Here is a 7,848-nt window from a genome sequence, read left to right on the forward strand (position 1 = left end):
GGGCACCCATCGCAGCCGGCGGCGGCCTCACGCAGGGCAGGGAGGGTGAGGGTCCCTTCGGGGATGAAGGGGGCGGCGGTGTACTGGTCCTCGGGGGCAGGGGTTGTACGGGGGGTCACGAGTGACGGGTACCCCCGTATGCGGAGCTGAACGGTCGTTCTCAGGTGCGGGCCGGTGGGGGGCTGGGCGCGCAGTTCCCCACGCCCCCTGGTGGGACCAGTCACCCGTACTTTCCGGGCCGGCCCCGCCGGGGTGGGGCGTGGCGTCGGGTGCGGGTCCGTGGAGGCCGGGCGCGTAGTTCCCCGCGCCCCCTGGTGGGACCAGTTGCCCCCGCCGGGTGGGACGTGCGGGTCAGAGTCTCATCGGCTGGGGGGACTCCCTGCGGGCCGGGTCCGGGGCGTCGTACTCGCGGATGATCTCGTAGCGGGTGTTGCGTTCCACCGGGCGGAAGCCCGCGTCCCGGATGAGGTCGAGGAGGTCTTCGCGGGTGAGCTTGTTCGGGGTGCCGTAGTTGTCGGCGTCGTGGGTGATCTTGTACTCGACGACCGAGCCGTCCATGTCGTCCGCGCCGTGCTGGAGGGCCAGCTGTGCGGTCTGGACGCCGTGCATGACCCAGAAGACCTTGACGTGCGGCACGTTGTCGAAGAGCAGGCGCGAGACCGCGAAGGTCTTGAGGGCCTCCGCGCCGGTCGCCATCTGGGTACGGGCCTGAAGCCGGTTACGGACCTTCCCGTCCTTCATGTCCACGAAGTCGTGCTGATAGCGCAGCGGGATGAAGACCTGGAAACCGCCGGTCTCGTCCTGGAGTTCGCGCAGCCGCAGCACGTGGTCCACGCGGTGGCGCGGCTCCTCGATGTGGCCGTACAGCATGGTGCTCGGGGTCTTCAGACCCTTCTCGTGCGCCAGGCGGTGGATCCGCGACCAGTCCTCCCAGTGCGTGCGGTGGTCCACGATGTGCTGGCGGACCTCCCAGTCGAAGATCTCCGCGCCGCCGCCGGTGAGCGACTCCAGGCCCGCGTCGATCAGCTCGTCGAGGATCTCCGACGCCGACAGACCCGAGATCGTCTCGAAGTGGTGGATCTCCGTCGCCGTGAACGCCTTCAGGGACACGTGCGGCAGGGCGGCCTTCAACTCACGCAGGGAGCGCGGGTAGTAGCGCCACGGCAGGTTCGGGTGCAGGCCGTTGACGATGTGCAGCTCGGTGAGGTTCTCCGACTCCATCGCCTTGGCCAGCTTGACGGCCTCCTCGATGCGCATCGTGTACGCGTCCTTCTCCCCCGGCTTGCGCTGGAAGGAGCAGTACGCGCAGGACGCCGTGCACACGTTCGTCATGTTGAGGTGGCGGTTGACGTTGAAGTGGACGACGTCGCCGTTCTTCCGCGTCCGCACCTCGTGCGCGAGTCCGCCCAGCCAGGCCAGGTCGTCCGACTCGTACAGCGCGATGCCGTCCTCACGGGTCAGCCGTTCACCGGCCCTGACCTTCTGCTCCAGCTCGCGCTTGAGCCCGACGTCCATGCCGCTACCTCTTCCGTTCGCCCTGAGTTCGCCCTGAGACACACTTCGTCAACCGTACGCCCAACCGATCAGACCTCTTCGGGAAGCTCCCCGACCCGGTTCTCCCACTTCGTCGAGAGCACGATGGTCGTACGGGTGCGGGACACGCCCTTCGTACCGGACAGCCGACGGATGATCTTCTCCAGCCCGTCGACGTCGTTCGCCCGGACCTTGAGCATGAACGAGTCGTCGCCGGCGATGAACCAGCAGTCCTCGATCTCGCTGAGGTCCTTCATCCGCGCGGCCACGTCCTCGTGGTCGGCGGCGTCCGAGAGGGAGATGCCGATGAGGGCGGTGACGCCCAGGCCGAGCTGGGCGGCGTTCACCGTGGCCCGGTAGCCCGTGATGACGCCGGCCGCCTCCAGCCGGTTGATGCGGTCGGTGACGCTGGGTCCCGACAGGCCGACGAGGCGCCCCAGCTCCGCGTACGAGGCCCGGCCGTTCTCCCTCAGGGCCTGGATGAGCTGCCTGTCCACCGCGTCCATGCGATCGAGCCTTCCGATGAAGAGGTCTGAGAATTGATGAAGGTGATGATGCTGAGGTGGTGCTGAAGGTGGTGCCGGTGATTCCCGCTGCCGCCGCCGCTGCCCGCTGCCCGGCCTTCGCCCTCGCTCAGGCGGGGCGGGTGGCGCCGCCCAGTTCGCCCGTCCAGCGGCGGTAGAGGCCGTGTGGCACGCCCGCCGAGTCGAGGACCCGGCCGGCGACGAAGTCGACCAGGTCCTGGATGTGGGTGGCGCCCGCGTAGAAGGCCGGGGAAGCGGGTACGACGCTCGCGCCCGCGTCGTCCAGGGCGACGAGGTGCCGCAGGGTCTGCCCGCTCAGCGGGGTCTCCCGGACGGCGACGACGAGCGTGCGGCGCTCCTTGAGCGTCACGCTCGCCGCCCGCTGGAGCAGATCCTTGGACAGCCCGAGCGCGACTCCGGCGACACAGGCCGTCGAGGCGGGCACGATCAGCATCCCCTTCGCCGGGTACGACCCCGACGACGGCCCCGCCGCCAGGTCACCGGCGCCCCAGTACCGCACGGCGTCCGTGTCCAGGTCGACGCCGACGTCGAAGGTGTCCGGCTTGCCGTCGGCGCCCCGCGCGAGCCAGTCCCGCAGGTCGTCCCGCCAGTGCGCGTCCCGGAACGAGATCCCCGTCTCGTCGAGCAGCGTGAGCCGCGAGGCGCGGCTGACGACCAGGTCCACGCTCTCGCCCCCGGCGAGCAGCGCGCGCAGCACGGCGGCGGCATAGGGCGTACCGGACGCCCCGGACACCCCCACGATCCAAGGCACGCGCTGCGTTTCTCCTGCGTTCACACCTTGAGCGTACCGGCGAACGGGGAGGTGCTCCGGACCGGACTACACGGTGAGGCCGCGCACCAGCAGGTCGATGAGCGCGCACACGAAGAGACTGATGCCGATGAAGCCGTTCGTGGAGAAGAACGCCCTGTTCAGACGGGACAGGTCGTGCGGGCGGACGATGGTGTGCTCATAGACGAACGCGCCCCCGACGATCAGCAGGCCCAGCCAGAAGAAGGCACCCGCGTCCGTGGCGACGGCGTACCAGACCAGCAGGGCCGTGGTGACGGCGTGGCAGGCGCGGGCGCCCCAGATGGCGGCCGGGATGCCGAAGCGGGCCGGGACCGACATGACGCCGGTCTCGCGGTCGGTGTCGACGTCCTGGCAGGCGTAGATCAGGTCGAAGCCGCCGATCCAGATGCCGACGGCCAGGCCCAGGACGACCGCGTCCCAGGACCACTCGCCGGTGATCGCCAGCCAGCCGCCGATCGGGCCCATCGCCTGGGCGAGGCCGAGGATGGCCTGCGGAAAGTTCGTGAAGCGTTTTCCGTAGGGGTAGACCACCATCGGGATCACGGCGACCGGGGCGAGGGCGAGGCAGAGCGGGTTGAGCAGGGCCGCCGAGCCGAGGAAGACCGCCAGGGCGATGAGCGCGCCGGTCCAGGCGTGCTTCACCGACATGGCACCGGTGACGAGTTCGCGCTGGGCGGTGCGCGGATTGCGGGCGTCGATCTCGCGGTCGATGATCCGGTTGACCGCCATGGCGAAGGTGCGCAGACCCACCATGCAGACGGTGACCAGCAGCAGCCGGCCCCAGTGGATGTTCTCGTCCAGCGTGAACATCGCGGTCAGCGCGGCGATGTAGGCGAAGGGCAGCGCGAAGACCGAGTGCTCGATCATCACCAGGCGCAGGAAGGCTTTCGTGCGTCCCGGCTGCTGCGGGAGCGCTGCGGATGCCGAGGTCACAGGCCGTACTCCTTCCAGCGGCGGTCGACCGTGGCCGCCGTCTCCGGGTCCGAGAGGACCATCTCGGGCCAGCCGCCGTCGCGGGTGTAGCCCTCCTCGGGCCACTTCCTCGTCGCGTCGATGCCCGCCTTGCCGCCCCAGAACTGCTGGTAGGAGGCGTGGTCGAGGTGGTCGACGGGGCCCTCGACGATCGACAGGTCACGGGCGTAGTCGGTGTTGCCCAGTGCCCGCCAGGCGACCTCGTGCAGGTCGTGCACGTCGCAGTCGGCGTCGACGACCACGATCAGCTTGGTCAGGGACATCATGTGGGCGCCCCACACGGCGTGCATGACCTTCTGCGCGTGCTTGGGGTACTTCTTGTCGATCGAGACGATCGCGCAGTTGTGGAAGCCGCCGGCCTCGGGCAGGTGGTAGTCCACGATGTCCGGGACGATGATCTTGAGGAGCGGGAGGAAGAACCGCTCCGTCGCGCGGCCCAGCGGGCCGTCCTCCGTCGGGGGCCGCCCCACGACGATCGACTGGAGCAGCGGTTTCTTCCGCATCGTCACGCAGTCGATCGTCAGCGCCGGGAACGGTTCCTGCGGTGTGTAGAACCCGGTGTGGTCGCCGAACGGGCCCTCCGGGAGCATCTCGCCCGGCTCCAGCCAGCCCTCCAGCACGACCTCCGCCTGCGCCGGGACCTGCAGCGGAACCGTCTTGCAGTCGACCATCTCGATGCGCTTGCCCGCGAGGAACCCGGCGAAGAGGTACTCGTCGATGTCACCGGGCAGCGGGGCGGTGGAGGCGTACGTGACGGCCGGCGGGCAGCCGAAGGCGATCGCGACCGGCAGCCGCTCGCCCCGGCGTGCCGCGACCTGGTAGTGGTTGCGGCTGTCCTTGTGGATCTGCCAGTGCATGCCGATCGTGCGCTTGTCGTGGCGCTGGAGGCGGTAGAGGCCGAGGTTGCGGACCCCGTTGTCCGGGTCCCTGGTGTGGGTCAGGCCGAGGTTGAAGAAGGACCCGCCGTCCTGGGGCCAGGTGAACAGCGCCGGCAGTTGGTCGAGGTCCACCTCGTCGCCGCGCAGGACGACCTCCTGCACGGGGCCGTCCTTGACCTTCTTCGGCGGGACGTGGGCCATCGCGCCGAGCTTGCCGAACGCCTCGCGCACCCCCACGAACCCGTGCGGCAGCTCGGGCTTCAGCAGCCCGCCGATCCGCTCGGAGATCTCCGCGTACGACTTCAGCCCGAGCGCCTTCAGCAGGCGGCGGTCGGTGCCGAACACGTTCATCGCGAGGGGCATCGCCGAGCCCTTCACGTTCTCGAAGAGGAGCGCGGGGCCGCCGGACTTCTGGACCCGGTCGACGATCTCCCCGACCTCCAGATACGGGTCGACCTCGGCCTTGATGCGCTTGAGGTCGCCCTCACGCTCCAGGGCCCTGAGCAGGGAGCGAAGATCGTCGTAAGCCATGCGGCCAAGTATCCCCGAGGGGCTACCCTGACCCCGTACCTGGGGCCCGTCCTCGTGGCCCCGCCGCCTTCTGCGCTGGAGAGACCCCATGCTGCGGGTACTGATGTTCCTGGTACCGCTGGCGCTGAGCGTCTACGCGTTCATCGACTGCATCAGCACGAAGGACGACGAGATCCGTCACATGCCCAAGCCGCTGTGGGCGATCCTCGTCCTGCTGTTCCCGCTCGTCGGTTCGCTCTCCTGGCTCGTCGCCGGCAAGAAGCGCAGCCCGGCCGCCGAAGGCTGGGCGGGCGTCCGCGAGAACCGCGCGCAGCAGCGGCAGTGGATCGCCCCGGACGACAACCCCGAGTTCCTGAAGTCGCTCGACGACGACGAGAAGAACGGCGGGAAGGACAACGACGGCATGGGCAACGACGGGAAGGGCAAGGGGGACGACGGGAGCTGACAAGGCTCAACGTCTCCCACTGAGCACCTGCCGGGCGCCCGCTACCGTGGTGCGCGATCACGATGAAGAGACCACGCGACCCTGACGCCGACGGGCGCGGCAGCCGCCTGCGCACCGTCGACCTGGCGCGCCTCGCCGGGCTGTCGACCCAGCAGATCCGCAACTACGAGGAGGCGGGCGTGCTGCCCCCGGCCGGGCGCACCGAGTCCGGCTACCGCACCTTCGGGGACGTGCACCGGCGGGCCCTGCTGACGTACCGGACCCTGCTCGCCGGGTACGGCCCGGTGCGGGCGACCCGGATCATGCGGACCGTGCACGACGGTGACGTACCGGGCGCGCTCGCCCTCGTCGACGCCGCGCACGCCGCGCTGCACGAGGAACGGGCGTCGCTACGGGCCACCGGCGAGGCCCTGGAGACTCTCGCCGAGGACACCCCGGACCCCCGCGAGCGGTCCGGCCTGCGCATCGGAGAGGTCGCCGCCCTGATCGGCGTACGCCCGTCGGCGCTGCGGGTGTGGGAGGCTGCCGCGCTCCTCACCCCACCGCGCGAACACCCCACCGGCTACCGGCTGTACGGCCCTGCCGAGCTGCGGGACGCCCGGGTGATCCACAGCCTGCGCCGCAGCCACTACCTCCTGGACCAGATCCGGCCCGTGCTGGAGGACCTGCGCCGGGAGGGCGGCGCGAAGTCCCTGCGCAGGGCGCTGACGGCGCGGGCGGAGTCCCTGACCACCCGCAGCCAGGCCATGCTGGCAGCCGCGGGAGCGTTGTCGACGTACCTCGCCGAGGGTCACGGCCCAGCACAGACGTGAGGCCGCCGGAATCGAGCCCCGGGAGCCCCGAGTCGGCCTCGATGCCGTCGGTGACCCGGTCGGCTGCCCCCGGAACATCGGGAACGCGTTTGCGCATGTTTCTGTCGGCTTTCGGCCACAGTGAGGGTATGGACCTTTTGGATCGGGCGACGGCGCTGAGCTGGCTCGGGGTCGCTTTCGAGGAGGCCCGTGCCGGGCTCGGTGAGGGTGGTGTTCCGATCGGTGCCGCGCTGTACGGGGCCGACGGGACGCTTCTCGGGCGTGGGCACAACCGGCGGGTGCAGGACGACGACCCCTCGACGCACGCGGAGACGGCGGCGTTCCGGGCGGCGGGGCGGCAGCGGACGTACCGCGGGACGACGATGGTGACGACGCTCTCGCCGTGCTGGTACTGCTCCGGGCTGGTGCGTCAGTTCGGTATCTCGCGTGTCGTGATCGGCGAGGCGGTCACCTTTCACGGCGGCCATGACTGGCTCGCGGAGCACGGCGTGGAGATCGTGCTCCTGGACGACCCCGAGTGCGTCGCGATGATGCGTGACTTCATCGAGAAGCACCCCGCTCTGTGGAACGAGGACATCGGTGCATGACGTGACCTGCGGGCCCGCTGGACCGGGGACCGTCGTGGAGTCCGTGCCGGCCCCGGTCGGGCGGGTGGTGTACGAGGCCGTCGACTCGCACGTGTACCTGCGGGAGAAGCTGGATTCGATCACTGTGGGCTGACATGTCGTTACGCAACGGACACCGGGCGCTCTGGCACACATCAACTCTCTCTCCTTACCCTTGCGTTGATGACCGGCCACGGGGGAGGTGCGGTGCACAGACGGTTGTACGGGCGGGGTGCGCTGTTCGATGTCGACCCGGCCGGTCTCGTACCGCGGCTCGTCGGGCTGCGGCCGTACGAGCATCACGCGGTGAAGCCCGAACACGGCGACGACGTACCGGTGTTGGTGCTGGCCGGCGGGCGGGGCTCGGGCAAGAGCACGGTGCTCGCCGAGGTGCTGGAGGCGTACACCGAGCGGACGCGCAAGGGTGAGGCGCGCAGACGGACACCGGTCGCGCTGATCGACTGCGAGGACGTCCAGTTCGCCGGGCCGCCGCACGAGGAGAGCCCGGAGTCCTGGTCGCCGGTGTGGCAGGCCCTGCTGGTGCTCGCCGAGCAGCTGACCGAGCCCGTGAAGGCCGCCGGGCAGCTCACCTTCCCGCGGCTGACGGCGGGCCTGGTCGCGGTGCGGGCCAGCGACTGGAGCGGGCGGACGGACTCGGAGCGTATCCGGCGTGAGCTGGTGCGGATCCTGCTGCTGAACGAGCGCGGTTCACGGTTCGGGGTGGCCGGGCGGTGGGC

At 70.2% G+C, this 7,848-nt stretch carries 8 protein-coding genes and 2 pseudogenes; 5 read left to right on the plus strand and 5 right to left on the minus strand.

All coding sequences use genetic code 11. From position 1 onward, the window contains the following. Window positions 1–351: 351 nt before the first annotated feature. From mqnE to BZL64_RS23570, 5 genes are all read right to left on the minus strand, one after another. On the minus strand, window positions 352–1,515 hold the full coding sequence (mqnE, locus tag BZL64_RS23550) for an aminofutalosine synthase MqnE (RefSeq protein ID WP_086771193.1): 1,164 nt from the start codon (window positions 1,513–1,515) through the stop codon (window positions 352–354). Window positions 1,516–1,583: 68 nt separating this feature from the next. Next, the gene (locus BZL64_RS23555) at window positions 1,584–2,039 is read right to left on the minus strand and encodes an Lrp/AsnC family transcriptional regulator (RefSeq protein ID WP_086771194.1); all 456 of its coding nucleotides are present in this window, start codon (window positions 2,037–2,039) and stop codon (window positions 1,584–1,586) included. Window positions 2,040–2,166: 127 nt separating this feature from the next. Then, the gene (locus tag BZL64_RS23560; protein WP_086771195.1) at window positions 2,167–2,829 is read right to left on the minus strand and encodes a UbiX family flavin prenyltransferase; all 663 of its coding nucleotides are present in this window, start codon (window positions 2,827–2,829) and stop codon (window positions 2,167–2,169) included. A 66-nt stretch (window positions 2,830–2,895) separates the two neighbouring features. Next, on the minus strand, window positions 2,896–3,801 hold the full coding sequence (mqnP, locus tag BZL64_RS23565; RefSeq protein WP_086771196.1) for a menaquinone biosynthesis prenyltransferase MqnP: 906 nt from the start codon (window positions 3,799–3,801) through the stop codon (window positions 2,896–2,898). Next, on the minus strand, window positions 3,798–5,249 hold the full coding sequence (locus tag BZL64_RS23570) for a menaquinone biosynthesis decarboxylase (protein ID WP_086771197.1): 1,452 nt from the start codon (window positions 5,247–5,249) through the stop codon (window positions 3,798–3,800). Before BZL64_RS23570 ends, mqnP begins: the two co-directional genes overlap by 4 nt. Before the next feature lie 88 nt (window positions 5,250–5,337). On the opposite strand from BZL64_RS23570, the gene BZL64_RS23575 reads away from it, so the two are divergent. The 5 genes and pseudogenes from BZL64_RS23575 to BZL64_RS23590 all read left to right on the plus strand — a co-directional run. Further along, window positions 5,338–5,694 carry a PLD nuclease N-terminal domain-containing protein gene (locus BZL64_RS23575; RefSeq protein ID WP_086771198.1) on the plus strand — a complete coding sequence of 119 codons (357 nt, stop codon included), beginning with the start codon at window positions 5,338–5,340 and terminating at the stop codon, window positions 5,692–5,694. 62 nt (window positions 5,695–5,756) lie between these two features. Next, the gene (locus BZL64_RS23580) at window positions 5,757–6,506 is read left to right on the plus strand and encodes a MerR family transcriptional regulator (RefSeq protein ID WP_086771199.1); all 750 of its coding nucleotides are present in this window, start codon (window positions 5,757–5,759) and stop codon (window positions 6,504–6,506) included. A 128-nt stretch (window positions 6,507–6,634) separates the two neighbouring features. Continuing rightward, a complete protein-coding gene (locus BZL64_RS23585) occupies window positions 6,635–7,093 on the plus strand; it encodes a nucleoside deaminase (protein WP_086771200.1) in 459 nt (152 codons plus the stop codon). Between the two features lie 10 nt (window positions 7,094–7,103). Further along, a pseudogene (locus BZL64_RS39110) lies at window positions 7,104–7,226 on the plus strand (isopenicillin N synthase family dioxygenase); the annotation flags it as partial. A gap of 92 nt (window positions 7,227–7,318) precedes the next feature. Then, window positions 7,319–7,848, plus strand: a pseudogene (locus BZL64_RS23590) (hypothetical protein); the annotation flags it as partial.

Source organism: Streptomyces bobili (assembly GCF_002154575.1).
Lineage (GTDB): Bacteria > Actinomycetota > Actinomycetes > Streptomycetales > Streptomycetaceae > Streptomyces > Streptomyces bobili.